Origin of the sequence: Streptomyces sp. NPDC056480 (assembly GCF_042795405.1) — a bacterium.
Classification (GTDB): Bacteria; Actinomycetota; Actinomycetes; order Streptomycetales; family Streptomycetaceae; genus Streptomyces.
Window position 1 is genome coordinate 1 of record NZ_JBHTSA010000020.1, and the last position, 16,017, is coordinate 16,017.

13 protein-coding genes are annotated in these 16,017 nt (G+C 72.8%); 12 read left to right on the forward strand and 1 reads right to left on the reverse strand.

Annotated elements, in window-relative coordinates; translation table 11 throughout:
- Positions 1–2,055, forward strand: a 2,055-nt coding sequence (locus tag ACFQ79_RS11755) for a TOMM precursor leader peptide-binding protein (protein WP_383581707.1), incomplete at its 5' end; no start/stop codon positions are given.
- A gap of 147 nt (positions 2,056–2,202) precedes the next feature.
- A complete protein-coding gene (locus tag ACFQ79_RS11760) occupies positions 2,203–3,438 on the forward strand; it encodes a sensor histidine kinase (protein ID WP_383581709.1) in 1,236 nt (411 codons plus the stop codon).
- 43 nt (positions 3,439–3,481) lie between these two features.
- On the opposite strand, the gene ACFQ79_RS11765 is transcribed toward ACFQ79_RS11760, so the two are convergent.
- Positions 3,482–4,090 (reverse strand): DNA-binding response regulator, encoded by a 609-nt coding sequence (locus ACFQ79_RS11765; RefSeq protein WP_383581711.1) that lies wholly within the window; start codon positions 4,088–4,090, stop codon positions 3,482–3,484.
- Positions 4,091–4,257: 167 nt separating this feature from the next.
- On the opposite strand from ACFQ79_RS11765, the gene ACFQ79_RS11770 reads away from it, so the two are divergent.
- The 10 genes from ACFQ79_RS11770 (at position 4,258) to ACFQ79_RS11815 (ending at position 15,815) form a co-directional block, all read left to right on the forward strand.
- The gene (locus tag ACFQ79_RS11770) at positions 4,258–5,787 is read left to right on the forward strand and encodes a multicopper oxidase family protein (protein ID WP_383581714.1); all 1,530 of its coding nucleotides are present in this window, start codon (positions 4,258–4,260) and stop codon (positions 5,785–5,787) included.
- A 38-nt stretch (positions 5,788–5,825) separates the two neighbouring features.
- A complete protein-coding gene (locus ACFQ79_RS11775; RefSeq protein WP_383581717.1) occupies positions 5,826–7,124 on the forward strand; it encodes a nucleotide disphospho-sugar-binding domain-containing protein in 1,299 nt (432 codons plus the stop codon).
- A gap of 7 nt (positions 7,125–7,131) precedes the next feature.
- On the forward strand, positions 7,132–7,710 hold the full coding sequence (locus ACFQ79_RS11780) for a dTDP-4-dehydrorhamnose 3,5-epimerase family protein (protein ID WP_383581719.1): 579 nt from the start codon (positions 7,132–7,134) through the stop codon (positions 7,708–7,710).
- 44 nt (positions 7,711–7,754) lie between these two features.
- Complete coding sequence (locus tag ACFQ79_RS11785) at positions 7,755–8,939, forward strand: nucleotide disphospho-sugar-binding domain-containing protein (RefSeq protein ID WP_383581721.1); 1,185 nt, start codon at positions 7,755–7,757, stop codon at positions 8,937–8,939.
- 89 nt (positions 8,940–9,028) lie between these two features.
- Positions 9,029–10,093: a glucose-1-phosphate thymidylyltransferase gene (locus tag ACFQ79_RS11790; protein ID WP_383581881.1), complete on the forward strand. Its 1,065-nt coding sequence runs from the start codon at positions 9,029–9,031 to the stop codon at positions 10,091–10,093.
- Positions 10,090–11,073, forward strand: coding sequence for a dTDP-glucose 4,6-dehydratase (rfbB, locus tag ACFQ79_RS11795; RefSeq protein ID WP_383581723.1), 984 nt, complete (start codon positions 10,090–10,092; stop codon positions 11,071–11,073). The genes ACFQ79_RS11790 and rfbB overlap by 4 nt, the downstream gene beginning before the upstream one ends.
- On the forward strand, positions 11,070–12,059 hold the full coding sequence (locus ACFQ79_RS11800) for an NAD-dependent epimerase/dehydratase family protein (protein WP_383581725.1): 990 nt from the start codon (positions 11,070–11,072) through the stop codon (positions 12,057–12,059). The genes rfbB and ACFQ79_RS11800 overlap by 4 nt, the downstream gene beginning before the upstream one ends.
- On the forward strand, positions 12,056–13,366 hold the full coding sequence (gene rfbH / locus ACFQ79_RS11805; RefSeq protein WP_383581728.1) for a lipopolysaccharide biosynthesis protein RfbH: 1,311 nt from the start codon (positions 12,056–12,058) through the stop codon (positions 13,364–13,366). Before ACFQ79_RS11800 ends, rfbH begins: the two co-directional genes overlap by 4 nt.
- Entirely contained in the window at positions 13,363–14,778 is a 1,416-nt protein-coding gene (locus ACFQ79_RS11810; RefSeq protein WP_383581730.1) for an NDP-hexose 2,3-dehydratase family protein, read from the forward strand. Before rfbH ends, ACFQ79_RS11810 begins: the two co-directional genes overlap by 4 nt.
- Positions 14,775–15,815 carry a Gfo/Idh/MocA family protein gene (locus ACFQ79_RS11815; RefSeq protein WP_383581733.1) on the forward strand — a complete coding sequence of 347 codons (1,041 nt, stop codon included), beginning with the start codon at positions 14,775–14,777 and terminating at the stop codon, positions 15,813–15,815. Before ACFQ79_RS11810 ends, ACFQ79_RS11815 begins: the two co-directional genes overlap by 4 nt.
- Positions 15,816–16,017: the final 202 nt, after the last annotated feature.

A 16,017-nucleotide genomic window follows, 5' to 3' on the forward strand; every position in this document is an offset into this window, starting at 1 on the left:
GGCCTGGACGACGACCGGCCCGCCCGCGGCTCCGCACCCGCTCCCGAGCAGGCGGCCTACTGGGACCTGGCGGGAGTGACGGCCGACGGAAGCCCGGCCGCCGTCGTGGTGCACGCCGTGGGCGGAGCGGACGACCGAGGGCTGCGCGAGGCCCTCCGTACCGCGGGACTGACGGTCGGCGACACCGACGGGGGAGCGGCCACCGAAGCGGACGCCGCCGGCCTCCTCGTCGTGGTCACCGACGACTACCTCGCGCCCGAACTCGCCGAGGTGGACGCACGGTCCAGACGCCTCGGCCTGCCCTGGCTCCTCGCACGCCCCGACGGCGCCACGGCCTGGCTCGGTCCCTTCCTCCGCCCCGGCGAGGGACCCTGCTGGCACTGTCTCGCCCACCGGCTGCGGGCCCATCGGATGTCGGAGCAGCCGGTGCGCCGGGCCCTCGGTCTCGCCGGGCCGGTGCCCCGGCCCCGCGTCTCGCACCCGGCCTTCCGCGGCGCGGCGCTCCAACTGGTCGCTCTGGAGGCCGCCAAGTGGCTGGCCGGGCACCGCTCCGCCGGCCAGTCGGCCGTCCGCACCCTCGACGGGCTGGCGCTCAGCACCGCCGACCACGCCGTCGAGCGGCGTCCGCAGTGTCCGTCCTGCGGGGACGCGAACCTCGTCGCGGCGCGGGCCCGGCGTCCGGTCGAGCTGCGCTCCCGGCCGAAGGCGGCGTTCAGCGGCGGCGGTCACCGCGCGCTCGGCCCGCAGGAGGTCCTCGACCGCTGGGGACATCTGGTGGGCCCGGTGACCGGAGTGGTCAAGGAGGTCCGCCGGGACACCCGGGCGCCCTCCTTCCTCCACTGCTACACCTCCGGCCGCAACCTCGCGCTCGGCGGTTCCCGGCTCGCCGAACTCCGCGCCGGACTGCGGGCGGTGAGCGGCGGGAAGGGGACGACCGCCCTGGAGGCCGAGGTCAGCGCGCTGTGCGAGGCGCTCGAACGGTACTCGGGGACGCTCCAGGGCGACGAGGCCCGGGTGCGGGACAGCGCCCGCGCGCTGGGCGACGAGGCCGTCACCCCGGACCGCACGCTGCTCTTCGACCCCCGCCAGTACCGCGACCGGCACGACTGGAACGCCCGGCAGGGCGCCTTCCAGCAGATCCCCGAGCCCTTCGACCCCGAGGCGCCGGTGGACTGGACGCCCGTCTGGTCCCTCACCGAGCGGCGTCACCGGCTGCTGCCGACCGGACTCCTCTACTTCGACCCCGGTACGGAGGCCGGGGTGGCGCCCGTCGCCGGGAGCGGTGCGGTCCGCGCCGACTCCAACGGCAGCGCGGCCGGCAGCAGCCTGGAGGACGCGATCCTCCAGGGCTTCCTCGAGGTCGTCGAGCGGGACGCGGTCGCGCTGTGGTGGTACAACCGCACCCGGATGCCCGCCGTCGACATCGCCTCGTTCGGAGACCGGTGGGCCGAGGAACTGATCGGCGTCTACCGGGAGCTGCGCCGCGAGGTCTGGGCCCTCGACCTCACCTCGGACTTCGGCATCCCGGTCTTCGCCGCACTGTCGAGACGTACCGACAAGAGGTCCGAGGACATCATGTTCGGCTTCGGCGCCCACCGCGACCCGCACATCGCGCTGCGCCGCGCCCTCACGGAGATGAATCAGCTGATGCCGGCCGTGGCCGGGGCGGGGGAGGGAGACGGATACGCGGTGCGGGACCCGGAACTGCTGCGCTGGTGGGGCGGAGCGACGGTGGCCGACCAGCCGTACCTGCTCCCCGACCGCCACGCGGAACCGGCCCGTCCAGGGGATTTTCCCGCCATTCGAACGACGGATCTGCGCGCGGACGTGAGGTGGGCCGAGGAAACCGTCCGGGCCAGAGGCCTTGATCTTCTCGTCCTCGACCAGACCCGTCCGGATATCGGATTGCCGGTGGTGAAAGTCGTGGTCCCCGGAATGAGACATTTCTGGGCCCGTTTCGCACCAGGTCGTCTTTTCGACATCCCCGTGTCGCTGGGCAGGCTGTCCGAACCGACCCGATTCGAGGAACTCAATCCCATTCCTCTGTTTGTTTGACTCCGATCGCCCGGGGGTGTTACCCGGGCGATCGGCCTGTCGCCACCCGGCGGAGAGAGGTCGCGGAGCGCTCGAAATCCGTAACCTCCCTTCAATCGTGGGGGCTTAGGCTTTCGACCGGAAACACCATCGAGTCGAGGGGGCGACATGATCGGCGGCCACAGGCGGTCCGGGGGAGACGCGAGCGGGGAGCCGCCGGCGGCCAGATGGCAGCACCTGCCGCAGCGTCTCGCCATCGGCATGCTGATGGCGGTGCTGACCGGTTTCGGGGTGATGGGGATGCTCAACATCCTCGACGCCCACCAGAGCGAGGGGGTCCTCGGCGCCTCACTGGCGACCTTCGGCTGCCTCTTCTTACTCCAGCTGTTCCACTCCGCCCAGCGCACCCGTGCGCTGCGGGAGCGGTACGGCAGACTCACGCTCGGACTCCAGGCGGTCCTCACCTTCGGCCCCCTGCCCCTCTACGGAGTGATGTGGGGCGGCATGGCGGGCTTCCTCGCCGGGTCGATCCTGCTCCTGGTGCGCGGCAGGCTCGCCTGGGTGCTCTTCGTCTCGGTCGCGCTCGTCAACGGGGGGAGCGCCCTCGCCTCCGGTTACGGACCGGTCGACCTCACGTACATCGTGATCTCCACCCTGCTGACCGGGCTGATCGTCTTCTGCCTCTCCAGGCTGGTCGACCTCATCATCGAACTCGAACGCAAGCGCGCCGAGTCCGCCTGGCTCGCGGCCACGGAGGAACGCCTCCGCATCGCCCGCGACCTGCACGACCTCCTCGGCTACAGCCTCTCCGCGATCACGCTCAAGAGCGAGCTCGTCCACCGGCTCATCGGCCTGCACGACGACCGCGCCCGGGACGAGATCGTCGAGGTGCTCGACATCTCCCGGGAGGCCCTCGCCGACGTCCGGACGGTGGCCCGCGGCTACCGCGACATGGTGTTCGACGACGAACTCGTCGCCGTCCAGAAGGTCCTGACCACCGCGGACGTGGACGTCAGCGTCGAGAAGTCGTTCATCGGCGAACTGGGGAAGCGGCGGGAGGCGGTCCTCGCCACCGTCCTGCGGGAGGCCGTCACCAACATGCTGCGGCACTCCACGGTCCGGCACTGCCGGATCTCCCTGCGCCGGCGCAGGGGCGTCGTCGCCCTCACCGTCTCCAACGACGGATCCCACCCGGGCCGCGGGCTCGCCGCCGTGCCGTACGACGGGGGCAACGGCAGCGGCCTCGCCAACCTCGCCGAGCGCCTGGCCGGTGTCGACGGCACGCTCAACTCCTCGCAGGACGGCGAGGGCTGGTTCCATCTGATCGCCGAGTGCCCCATCGGCAGCCCCGCCGACACCGCCCCGAAGATGCCGGCCCCGCCGCTGGCCCGGGGCGCCTGCTGAGACGCCCGGCGGGCGGGACGCCCTCCGGGCGAGCGCCCGCCCCCTACAGCCACCCGGCGTCGCGCGCGATGCGCACCGCGTCCAGACGGTTACGCGCGTGGAGTTTCGAGACGATCGACGTCAGATAGTTGCGGACCGTGCCCGCCGACAGATGGAGCTGCTCGGCGATCTGGGTCACGTCCGCACCGTCCGCGGCCAGCCGCAGCACCGTCGTCTCCCGGGGCGTCAGCGGCTGCTGCCCCCCGCTCTCCCACGCCGACATCGCCAGCTCCGGCGCGACCGCCAGATGCCCGGCCGCCACCCGCCGTACGCCCGCGGCCAGTTCGTGGGGCGGAGCGTCCTTCAGCAGATAGCCGCCGACCCCGGCAGCCATCGCCCGCCGCAGGGTGCCGGGCTGGTCCAGGCTCGTCAGGATCAAGGTCCGACAGGACGGCAGCCGCTCCCGCAGCTCCTCGGACGCGGCGATCCCGTCCATGCCCGGCAGGTCCACGTCGATCACGGCCACGTCGGGACGGTGCCGCTCCGCCATCGAGACGATGAAGTCACCCCGCTCGACCTGGGCCACGACCAGCAGATCGGGTTCGAGGCTCAGCAGGGCCGCCAGGGCCCCGCGCACCATGTGCATGTCCTCGGCGAGGAGTATGCGAATCATGAGTCCCCCTTCTCACCCGGTGATCATAATCAGCCCGGGGCGTCTGGCGAAGGGGTCCGACGCAGGCTCCCGTCAAGGGGTGGCGGCGGCCCCGCCGCGCACCAGGTGAAGACTCTTCTAGCGTCCGTCGAGCGGCAGTTGAGGCCCGCTGCCTAACTTCCCGCCCTGTGAAGCCGAATCGCAGAGTCGTCCTGAAAGCCGCCGTCGCGGGCGGTGCCGTCGCCCTCGTCCCCGCCGGGCTCGCCATCGGCGGGCCGGAGGGCGAGCAGACCGTCGCCGGCCACGCGGGAGCCGGCGGCCACGGCGGCCACGCGGCCGACGGGGAGCACGCCGCGGCGGGTCAGCGGGCGCCCGCGGCCCTCGGCGCCCTCGCCGGGTCCGAGGTCTTCGCCCATCCGATGCCGCTGCCCCGTGTGCTGCGGCCGGTCTCGGTCACCGCCCGTGCGGACGTCTACGCGATGCGCATGCGCGAGGCCGAGACGGAGCTGGTCAAGGGCGTCAGGACCCGGGTGCGGACGTACGACGGAAGCCTCCCCGGCCCCACCCTCCGTGCCTTCCGCGACCGGGAGGTGATCATCCGTCAGTACAACGACCTGCCCGTGCAGACAGCCGTCCACCTCCACGGCGGGCACGTGCCCTCCGCCCACGACGGCCTCCCGATGGATGTGATCGAGCCGGGCGCGTACCGCGAGTACCGCTACCCCAACACCCAGCGGGCCGCCTCCCTCTGGTACCACGACCACGCCCACCACCTGGAGGCGGAGAACGTCTACCGGGGACTGCACGGCACCTACCTCCTGGGCGACGCCGAGGAGTCGGCCCTGCCGCTGCCCCGTGGCCGGTACGACGTGCCGCTGGTCATCCGCGACGCCCGCGTCGAGGCGGACGGCACCCTCACCTACACGCGCCCCGACCTCTGCCCGCACCTGCTGGTCAACGGCAAGGAACGGCCGTACTTCGAGGTCGCCGCCCGCAGGTACCGCTTCCGGCTCTACAACGTCTCCGTCAACCGGCACATCACCCTCCGCCTCGCCGACGGCTCCGCCTTCCAGCAGATCGCCACCGACGGCGGTCTCCTCGAAGCGCCCGTGGAGCGGACCGAGATCACCCTCGCCGGTGCCGAACGCGCCGAGATCGTCGTCGACTTCTCCCGCCACCGGGTCGGCTCCTCCCTCGTCCTGGAGAACACCGCGGCCACCGCCACCGAACGGCCCGAGGTGCTGCGCTTCGACATCGTCCGCACGGCGCTCGACCTCAGCGGCGTCCCCCGCCGGCTGAGCGAACTCCCCCCGGTCCCCACCTCCGGCACCGAGCGCGAGTTCGTGCTCGGCCTCGTGCCCCGGCCGCAGATCAACGGACTGCAGTACGACCCCGAGCGGGTCGACGTGGAGACCGTGGTCGGCAGCACCGAGATCTGGACCATCCGCAACGGCGACGCTCCGATCCCGCCCCCGAACTTCCATATCCACCACAGCTTCCACACCCACCTCGTGCAGTTCCGGGTGCTCGACCGCAACGGCGTGCCCGTGGGCCCCGGTGAGGCGGGACTCAAGGACACCGTCGTCATCGCCCCCGGCGACACCGTACGGATCGCCATGACCTGGGGCGACTACACCGGTCAGTACGTCTACCACTGCCACCAGCTCGGGCACTCCTCGGCCGGACAGATGGGCCGTATCGACGTCAGGAACGCCTGAGCCGCGCGTCGGCACGGGCCCACCCGAAAGGAGAGCCCATGCGGGTTCTGTTCACCCTCTTCCCGGGCGCCGCCCACCTGTACCCGGTCGTTCCGCTCGCCCGAGCCCTGCTCGCGGCCGGACACGAGGTACGGGTCGCGAGCCACCCCGAGCTCACCGACGCCGTCACCGCCGCCGGTCTCGCGGCCGTCGAGATCGGCGACCGCGTCGACGTGCCCGCCCTGGTCGGCGCCTGCGCGAGCGACGACCGGCTCGACCGGATCGCCGAAGCCCTCGACATCGCCCCCGGCGACCCCGGCAACCGCCGCAACGTCATCCGCTACTACATGCTCGCCGGGTTCTCCCTCTACCACCCCGCCCCGCCCGCCGCCGGGAAGGACAGCGGCCCCGGGCGCGGCCCGGCCACCGACGACCTCGTCGCCTTCGCCCGCTCCTGGAAGCCCGACCTCGTCCTCTGGGACCCGCTCGCCTTCGCCGCCCCGATCGCCGCCCGCGCGAGCGGCGCCGCCCACGCGCGGCTGCTCTGGGGCATCGACTACTTCGGCTGGATGCGCTCCGCCGAGAACCGCCGGCGGGCCGCCGCCCTCCCCGGGGGAGACCCGGTCGCCGCCGCCATGCGCCCCGAACTCGACCGCCACGGACTGGAGTTCGACGAGGAGCTGCTCCTCGGCCAGTGGAGCGTCGACCTCATGCCCACCGGGATGCGGATCACCGACGAGGTCCGCTACCAGCCCGTCCGCCGCGTCCCGTACACCGGCGGGGGAGCCGTGCCCGACTGGCTCCACGGCCCCGCCGAACGCCCCCGCGTGGTCCTCACCCTCGGCGTCAGCACCCGCAGGATGTTCGCCGAGGAGGCCGGCTTCCCCATCTCCGAACTCCTGGAGATGGTCGCGGGCCGCGACATCGAACTGGTCGCCACCCTCGACCGCGACCAGCTCGCCTCCGTCCGCAGCATCCCGGAGAACGTCCGCACCATCGACTACGTGCCCCTGGACCAGCTGCTCCCCACCAGCTCCGCCATCGTCCACCACGGCAGCGTCGGCACCTTCGGCATCGCCGCCGCCTACCGGGTCCCCCAGCTCATCGTGCCCGTCGAGGGCGGGGACGGCGTCGTCGTCGCCCAGTACCTGGAGGACCGCGGCGCCGGCCTCTCCATGGGCACGGGCGGCTTCACCGCACCGGAGCTCTGGAAGAACCTCGAACGTCTGCTCGGCGAGGCCTCCTTCCAGACCGCCGCCGACGCCCTGCACGCCGACGGCCTGGCGAGCCCCAGCCCGCTGGACGCCGTGCCCGCGCTGGAAGCCCTCACCGCCCACCACCGCGCCGGGGGGCGGTGAACCCGCCATGCGCTTCACCGAACTGGCCGTCCCCGGCACCTGGCTGGCCGAACCCGACCACCTGCGCGACGACCGCGGCTCCTTCTTCGAGGCGTTGCGCACCGAGGAACTCTCCCGGGCCGTCGGGCGGCCCTTCGCGGTGCGCCAGATCAACTACTCCGTCTCCCGGCGCAACACCCTGCGCGGCATCCACAGCGTCACCGTCCCGCCGGGCCAGGCCAAGTACGTGACCTGTGTGCGCGGTGCCCTGCGGGACATCGCCGTCGACCTGCGCGTCGGATCGCCGCACTTCGGCACGTACACCGTCAACCACCTCACCGCCGAATCCGGGGCCTGCGTCTACGTGCCGGAGGGCGTCGGGCACGGCTTCCTCGCCCTCACCGACGACACCACCATCTGCTACGTGCTCTCCAGCGGCCATGTGCCCGGCACCCAGATCGACATCGACCCGCTCGACCCCGACCTCGCACTGCCGTGGGGCTTCACCGAACCCCCGCTCATCTCACCCAAGGACGCCGCCGCGCCCGGCGCCGTCGAGGCCGCCGCCGCCGGACTGCTCGCGGAGTGGCAGCCCGCCGCCTCCTGAGCACCACCGACCGGACCACGGAACCACCCACCGCAGGAGGACCCATGCGCGTCTTGATGATCGGCACCCCCGTCTCCAGCCACCTCGCGCCGCTGGTCCCGCTGGCCTGGGCACTGCGGGCGGCCGGGCACGAGGTGCTCGTCATCGGCCAGCCGGACATCATGGGGATGGCCGCCGCCGCCGGGCTGAACGCCGTCAGCGTCGGCGAGCGCTTCGAGGTCGAGGAGGTCCTCAGGGAGAACCTCGGCGAGGACGAGCGGCTCATCGACACCCACGCCGAGCCCGAACCCCAGGTGATGGAGGACTACTTCGCCCTCTGGTTCGGCCACCAGAGCGCGAAGCTGCCCGAGTACCTCGAGTTCGCCCGCGCCTTCCGGCCGGACCTGCTCGTCTGCGACCTCCTGGAGTACACCGCCCCGGTGATCGGCGCCCTCCTGGGCGTCCCCGTCGCCCGCCACCGCTGGAGCGTCGACTTCCTCACCGGCTTCGTCCGCCCCCAGGCGCGCGTCGCGCTCCTCGACACCTGCCGTGCGCTCGGCCTCGACGCACTGCCCGACCCGACGCTCGTCCTCGACCCCTGCCCGCCGTCCCTCCAGCTCCCGGACGCCGAGCCCGGCACCCCGATCCGGGCCGTCCCCTTCAACGGCAACGGACAGGTCCCCGAGTGGCGGCGCCGCGAATGGGGCACCGGCCGAACGCGCCGCCGGGTCGCCGTCTCGCTCGGCCTGCGCACCCTCACCCTCGGCGGGGTCCCGCACGTCCGCCGCATCCTCCAGGCGTTCGACGGCCTCGACGACACCGAGGCGATCGCCACCGTCGAGCCCGAGTACCGCGAGGCCATCGGCCCGCTGCCGGACCACGTCCGGCTCATCGACCCCACCCCGCTCCATCTGCTCTTCGGCTCCTGCGACGCGGTCGTCCACCACGGCGGCGCGGGCACCACCATGACCTCCATCGCCCACGGCCTGCCCCAACTGGTCCTGCCGCAGCTGGCGGACATGTTCGCCACCGGGGAACGGCTCGCCGCCCGCGGCGCCGCCGTCACCCTCGCCGAAGCGGCCCGCCAGGACGATCCCGAGGAGCTGCACAAGGCCCTCGACCGCATCCTGCGCGAGCCCGCGCACACGGCCGCGGCCCGTGAGCTGCGGGCGGAGATGGAGGACATGCCCAGCCCCGCCCGCGTCGTCCAGGACCTGGAGCGACGGGTGCGGGACACGCGGCCGGTGTGAGCCGCGTTCGAGGCCGACTCCAGCAGACCGGCGCAGGATCGTGGTCCGAGCCGGCGGAAGAGGACGCCACCCCCATGAGAGGAACTCCGATGAAGGCTCTGGTGCTGTCGGGCGGTTCCGGCACCCGGCTGCGACCGTTCAGCTACTCCATGCCGAAACAGCTCATCCCCATCATCAACAAACCGGTGCTCGAACACGTCCTGGAGAACGTCCGGGCGCTCGGCATCGTCGACGTCGGCGTCATCGTCGGCGACCGGGGACCGCAGATCGCCGCCGTCATCGGCGACGGCTCCCGGCTGGGCCTGGACATCACGTACATCCCCCAGGACGCCCCCCGCGGCCTCGCCCACACCGTGGCCATCGCCCGGGACTTCCTCGGCGAGGACGACTTCCTCATGTACCTCGGCGACAACATGCTGCCCGACGGCATCGAGGAGATCGCCGCGGACTTCGCCACCGCACGCCCCGCGGCGCAGCTCCTCGTCCACAAGGTCGCCGACCCCCGCGCGTTCGGCGTCGCCGAGATCGGCCCCGACGGCGCGGTGGAACGGCTCGTGGAGAAGCCCGCCGTCCCCCGCAGCGACCTCGCCCTCATCGGCGTGTACTTCTTCACCCCCGCCATCCACGAGGCCGTCGCCGCCATCGCACCCAGCGCACGGGGCGAGCTGGAGATCACCGACGCCGTCCAGTGGCTGGTCGAGCGGGGCGCCGCCGTCAGGGCGAGCCGCTACGAGGGCTACTGGAAGGACACCGGCCGCGTCGAGGACGTCCTCGAATGCAACCGCCGGATGCTCGACGGACTCGACGGCCGGGTCGACGGCGAGGTCGACGCCACCAGCACCCTCACCGGCGCCGTGATCGTCGAGGCGGGCGCGCGGATCACCGGCTCCCACGTCGTCGGACCGGCCCTCATCGGCGCCGGCACCCTCGTCGAGAACAGCCACGTCGGCCCGCACACCACCATCGGCCGGGACTGCGTCCTGAGCGACACCCGGCTGGCGTACTCCATCACGCTCGACGGGGCCACGGTCCGCGGTGTCAGCGGCCTCCACGGCTCGCTCATCGGACGCTCCGCCACCGTCGGCCCGGCCGGGGCGACCGGGCGGCAGCGGCTCGTCGTCGGCGATCACACCCACGTGGAGGTGGCGGCATGAGGCTCCTGGTCACCGGCGGCGCCGGATTCATCGGTTCGCACTACGTCCGGACCCTCCTCGACGGAGGATACGAGGGGTACGAGGACGCCCACGTCACCGTGCTCGACATCCTCACCTACGCGGGCAACCGGGACAGCCTGCCCGCCGACCACCCCCGGCTCGACTTCGTCCGGGGCGACATCCGCGACCTGCCGCTCCTCATGGACCTGCTCCCCGGACACGACGCCGTCGTCCACTTCGCGGCCGAGTCCCACGTCGACCGGTCCCTGGAGTCCGCCGCCGACTTCGTCCACACCAACGTCCTGGGCACCCAGACCCTCCTGGAGGCCTGCCTGCGCACCGGAGTCCCCAGGGTCGTCCACATCTCCACCGACGAGGTGTACGGCTCCATCACCGAAGGCTCCTGGACCGAGGACTGGCCCCTGCTGCCCAACACCCCCTACGCGGCCTCCAAGGCGGCCGCCGAGATGATCGCCCGCTCCTACTGGCGCACCCACGGCCTCAACCTCTCGGTGACCCGCTGCTCCAACAACTACGGCCCCTACCAGCACCCCGAGAAACTCATCCCGCTCTTCGTCACCAACCTCCTCGAAGGCAGGCCCGTGCCGCTCTACGGCGACGGCCGCAACGTGCGGGAATGGCTGCACGTCGACGACCACTGCCGGGCCGTCCAGCTGGTCCTCACCCGGGGCAGGGCCGGCGAGGTCTACAACATCGGCGGCGGCAACGAGCAGACCAACATCGAGATCACCGAACGACTCCTGGACCTCTGCGACGCCGACGCCTCCCTGATCCGCTGGGTCGCCGACCGCAAGGGCCACGACCTGCGCTACTCCATCGACGAGACCAAGATCCGCGAAGAGCTCGGCTACACCCCGCGCACCCCCTTCGACCGCGGACTCGCCGAGACCGTCGCCTGGTACCGGGACCACCCCGACTGGTGGAAGGCGGCCAAGCACACCGAGGACGGCACCGGGTGAACGTCGTCCTCCTCGGCGCCGGCGGCTTCCTCGGCGCCCACCTGCACCGCGGCCTCAGCGACGCGGGCCACCGGGTGGTGTCCTTCGCCGGCACCGGCGCCGGCGGACTCGACCTCGCCTCGGCGGCCCCCGGGCGGATCGCCGTCGCCGTCGCCGACGCCCTCGGCGACCCCGACGGGACCGACCACGGCGCCGTCGTCAACGCCGCGGGCCGCGCCTGGAACACCGACGAGGCGGGCATGCGCGCGGGGAACGCCGAACTCCCCGCGCGGGTCGTCCGGGCACTCGCCCTCCTCGCCCGCCCGCCCCGGCTCGTCCAGCTCGGCACGGTCCACGAGTACGGCGCCGGCACCAGCGGCACACCGACCCCGGAGACCAGCCCGCCCGCCCCGGTCACCCCGTACGGGCGCACCAAGCTCCTCGGCACCGAGGCGGTGCTCGCCGCCGCAGTGACCGGCCGGGTCTCCGGCACGGTGCTGCGGATCGCCAACGTGGCGGGGCCCGGCGCCCCCACGGGCAGCCTGCTCGGCTCGGTGGCCGCCCGGCTGACCGCCGTCGCCCACGCCCTCGACACGGCCCCGGACGGCGGAGCCGGCCGGACCCCGGTCGAGCTGCGACTGCCGCCGCTCCGGGCCTGGCGCGACTTCGTGGACGTACGCGATGTCACCGACGCCGTCCTGCGGACCCTCACCGCCCCGCTCGACCGGGTCTCCGGCCGTGTGATCAACATCGGCGGCGGGGCGGCCGTCCACACCCGGGAGCTCGTCCAGCGGCTCGTCGACCTCAGCGGGCTCCCCGTCAGGACCGTCGAGGAGACCGTGCCCGGAGCGCCGGCCCGGCACGACACGGAGTGGCAGCAGCTCGACATCACCCGTGCCGCCGAGCTGCTCGGCTGGCACCCCGGCCACTCCCTCGACCACGCGCTGCGGGACCTCCTCGCGGCCTCATCCGCCGGCAACGGCACGGCAGGAAGGACAACGCGATGAGCGACCACCGGGCGCTTGTGCTCGACGAGGTGCGCAAGTACCACCAGGAGCAGGAGCAGCAGGCCGACCGGGGCTTCGAGCCCGGCGTCACCGAGATCTGGCCGTCCGGAGCGGTCCTCGACGAGGAGGACCGGCTCGCGCTCGTCGAGGCCGCGCTGGAGATGCGGATCGCCGCGGGCCGCAGCTCACGCAAGTTCGAGTCCGCCTTCGCCCGCCGGCTCGGCCGCCGCAAGGCCCACCTGACCAACTCCGGCTCCTCGGCGAACCTGCTCGCCGTGTCCGCCCTCACCTCCCCGCACCTGGAGGACCGCCGGCTGCGGCCCGGCGACGAGGTGATCACCGTCGCCGCAGGATTCCCCACGACCGTGAACCCGATCCTCCAGAACGGTCTCGTACCGGTCTTCGTCGACGTCGACCTCGGCACCTACAACACCACCGCCGACCGGGTCGCCGCGGCCATCGGACCCAAGACCCGGGCGATCATCATCGCGCACGCCCTCGGCAACCCCTTCGAGGTCGCCGAGATCACCCAACTCGCCGAGGAGCACGAGCTCTTCCTCATCGAGGACAACTGCGACGCCGTCGGATCCCTCTACGACGGCAAGCTCACCGGCACCTTCGGCGACCTCACCACCGTCAGCTTCTACCCGGCCCACCACCTCACGATGGGCGAGGGCGGCTGCGTCCTCACCTCGAACCTCGCGCTCGCCCGCATCGTGGAGTCGCTGCGCGACTGGGGCCGGGACTGCTGGTGCGAGCCCGGTGAGAACGACAAGTGCCTCAAGCGCTTCCAGTACCAGATGGGCACCCTGCCGGCCGGGTACGACCACAAGTACATCTTCTCGCACGTCGGTTACAACCTGAAGGCGACGGACATCCAGGCCGCCCTCGGCCTCACCCAGCTCGCCAAGCTCGACGCCTTCATCGACGCGCGCAAGCGGAACTGGCGCAGGCTGCACGAAGGGCTCGCCGGCGTCCCCCATCTGCTGCTGCCCAGCGCCACCCCGCGCAGCGATCCCAGCTGGTTCGGCTTCGCCCTCACCGTCGACGTCGAAGCCCCCTTCACCCGCGCCGAGTTCGTGGACTTCCTCGAAGGCCGACGCATCGGCACCCGACGGCTCTTCGCCGGCAACCTCACCCGCCACCCGGCCTACATCGACCAGCCGCACCGGGTCGTCGGCTCCCTCGTCAACAGCGACGTCATCACCGACCAGACCTTCTGGATCGGGGTCTACCCGGGGCTGACCGACGAGATGATCGACTACGTGGTGGGCTCCGTCAAGGAGTTCGTGGAGGCCCGCGGATGAGCCGGGCCACCCCGACACGCCCCCCGCGCACCCTCCTCGACGGCGCTCCCCTGACCTCCCGCGAGGACACGGACATCGCCGCCCGGCTGGCCCGCTCGGCCCGCGAGCGCGTCAGCCGGGCCCCCGGCCCCCGCGACATCGCCGGCTGGCTCGCCGAGCGCGCCGAGGCCACCGTCTTCGGGGTCGAGCGGATCCCCTTCAGCGCCCTCGACGGCTGGTCGTTCGACCCGGACACCGGCGACCTCGGACACCACAGCGGCAGGTTCTTCACCGTCCAGGGCATGCACGTCACCCATCAGGACGGGCCGTTCCCCGAGTGGCGCCAGCCCATCATCAGCCAGCCCGAGGTCGGGATCCTCGGCATCGTCGTCAAGGAGTTCGGCGGCGTCCTGCACTTCCTCCTGCAGGCCAAGATGGAACCCGGCAACCGCAACCTGCTCCAGCTCTCGCCCACCGTCCAGGCCACCCGCAGCAACTACACCAAGGTGCACCGCGGCGCCGACGTGAAGTACATCGACCACTTCGTCCGCCCCGGCCGCGGCCGCGTCCTCGCCGACGTGCTCCAGTCCGAACACGGCTCGTGGTTCCTGCGCAAGTCCAACCGCAACATGATCGTGGAGGCCGTCGACGACGTACCCCTCCTCGACGACTTCTGCTGGCTGACCCTCGGTCAGATAGACGCGCTCCTGCACGAGTCCAACACGGTCAACATGGACGCCCGGACCGTCCTGTCCTGTCTGCCGCACGGCGGCGACCCCCGCGCCCTGCACTCCGACGTCGAGCTGCTGTCCTGGTTCACCGCCGAACGCTCCCGGCACGAGGTCCACACCCGGCGCATCCCGCTCGCCGAGACCTCCGGCTGGCACCGCGGCGCCTACTCCATCGACCACGAGGACGGCCGGTACTTCCGGGTCGTCGCCGTCGACGTACGGGCCGGGAACCGCGAGGTGACCCGCTGGAGCCAGCCCCTCTTCGAGCCCGTCGCCACCGGCGTCACCGCCTTCCTCGTCCGCGAGGCCGGCGGCGTCCGCCACGTCCTCGCCCACGCCCGCGTCGAGGGCGGCTTCCTCGACACCGTCGAACTCGGCCCCACCGTCCAGTACACCCCCGACAACCACGCCCACCTCACCGGCGCCGACCGGCCTCCCTTCCTCGACGCGATCCTCGCGGCCGCCCCCGAACGCATCCGCTACGAGGCGGTCCACTCCGAGGAGGGCGGGCGATTCCTCAACGCCGAGAGCCGCTACCTCCTCGTCGACGCCGACGACACCACCCTCGCCGCCGAGCCGCCGCCCGGCTTCCGCTGGGTCTCCGAGGGCCAGCTCACCTCCCTCGTCCGGCACGGCCACTACGTCAACGTCCAGGCCCGCACCCTGCTCGCCTGTCTGCACGCCACCCGGGAGCCGCGATGAGCGGGCCGCTCCGGCTCGGCCTCCTCGGCTGCGCCGACATCGCCGTCCGCAGGATGCTGCCCGCCGTCGCCGCCCACCCCGACCTGGAGATCGCGGTGATCGGCAGCCGCGACCCGGATCGCGCCAAGGCCGTCGCCGAGCGCTTCGGCGGCCGGCCGACGGCCGGGTACGACGCCGTGCTCGCCGCCGAGGACGTCGACCTCGTCTACGCCCCCGTCCCGGCCGCCCTCCACGAGACCTGGGTCGCCGCGGCCCTCGACGCGGGCAAGCACGTCCTGGCCGAGAAGCCGCTGACGCTCGACGCCGAGCACACCCGTCGGCTGCTCGACCGCGCGGCCGACCGGGGGCTCGCCCTCGTCGAGAACGTCCTCTTCGTCCACCACCCCCAGCACGAGGCGGTACGACGCCTCGTCGCCGACGGAGCCATCGGCGAACTCCGCTCCCTGCACGCCACGTTCACCGTCCCCGAGCCGTCCGACGACGACATCAGGCACCGGCCGGAACTCGGTGGCGGCGCCCTGTGGGACGTCGGCGTCTACCCGCTCCGCGCCGCCCTCCACCTCCTCGGACCCCGGCTCACCGTCGCCGGTGCCACACTCACCTCCGGAACCGGACGCCGGGTCGACACCGCGGGCGCCGCCCTGCTGCGCACCCCCGAAGGCGTCACCGCCCAGCTCACCTTCGGCATGGCCCACGCCTACCGCGCCCGCTACGAACTCCACGGCAGTACGGGCCGGATCACCGTCGACCGCGCCTACACCCCACCCGCCGACCTCGCCCCGCGCGTCCGGCTGTACGGCCCCGACGGCGGCCGCGACATCCCCCTCGCCCCGGCCGACCAGGTCGAACGCGCCCTCACCGCGCTCGTCACCGCCGTCCGCGCCCGGTCCGCCCCCGACCCGGCCGTCCTGCGCCAGGCCGAACTCCTCGGCGAGCTCCGGCGTTACGCCCGCCCGCCGGGCTCGACGACTACCGGTCCCGCCCGGCCCGGCTTGGCTCGATCCGACCCCGACCTGAGCCGATCTGAGACGACCTGACCCGATCAGAGACGACCGGACCTGGCCTGGCCTGGCCTGGCCTGGCCTGGCCTGACCTGAGCCGAGCCGACGCCGGCCGACCTGTCCCTTCCCGGGAGGGGTCGGATCCGAGCCGAGCCCATCCGAGCCGAGCCCATCCGAGCCGATCCGAGCCCATCCGGCCCGGCCCGAACGAGAGGCCCCGACCCACCACCCGCATCCG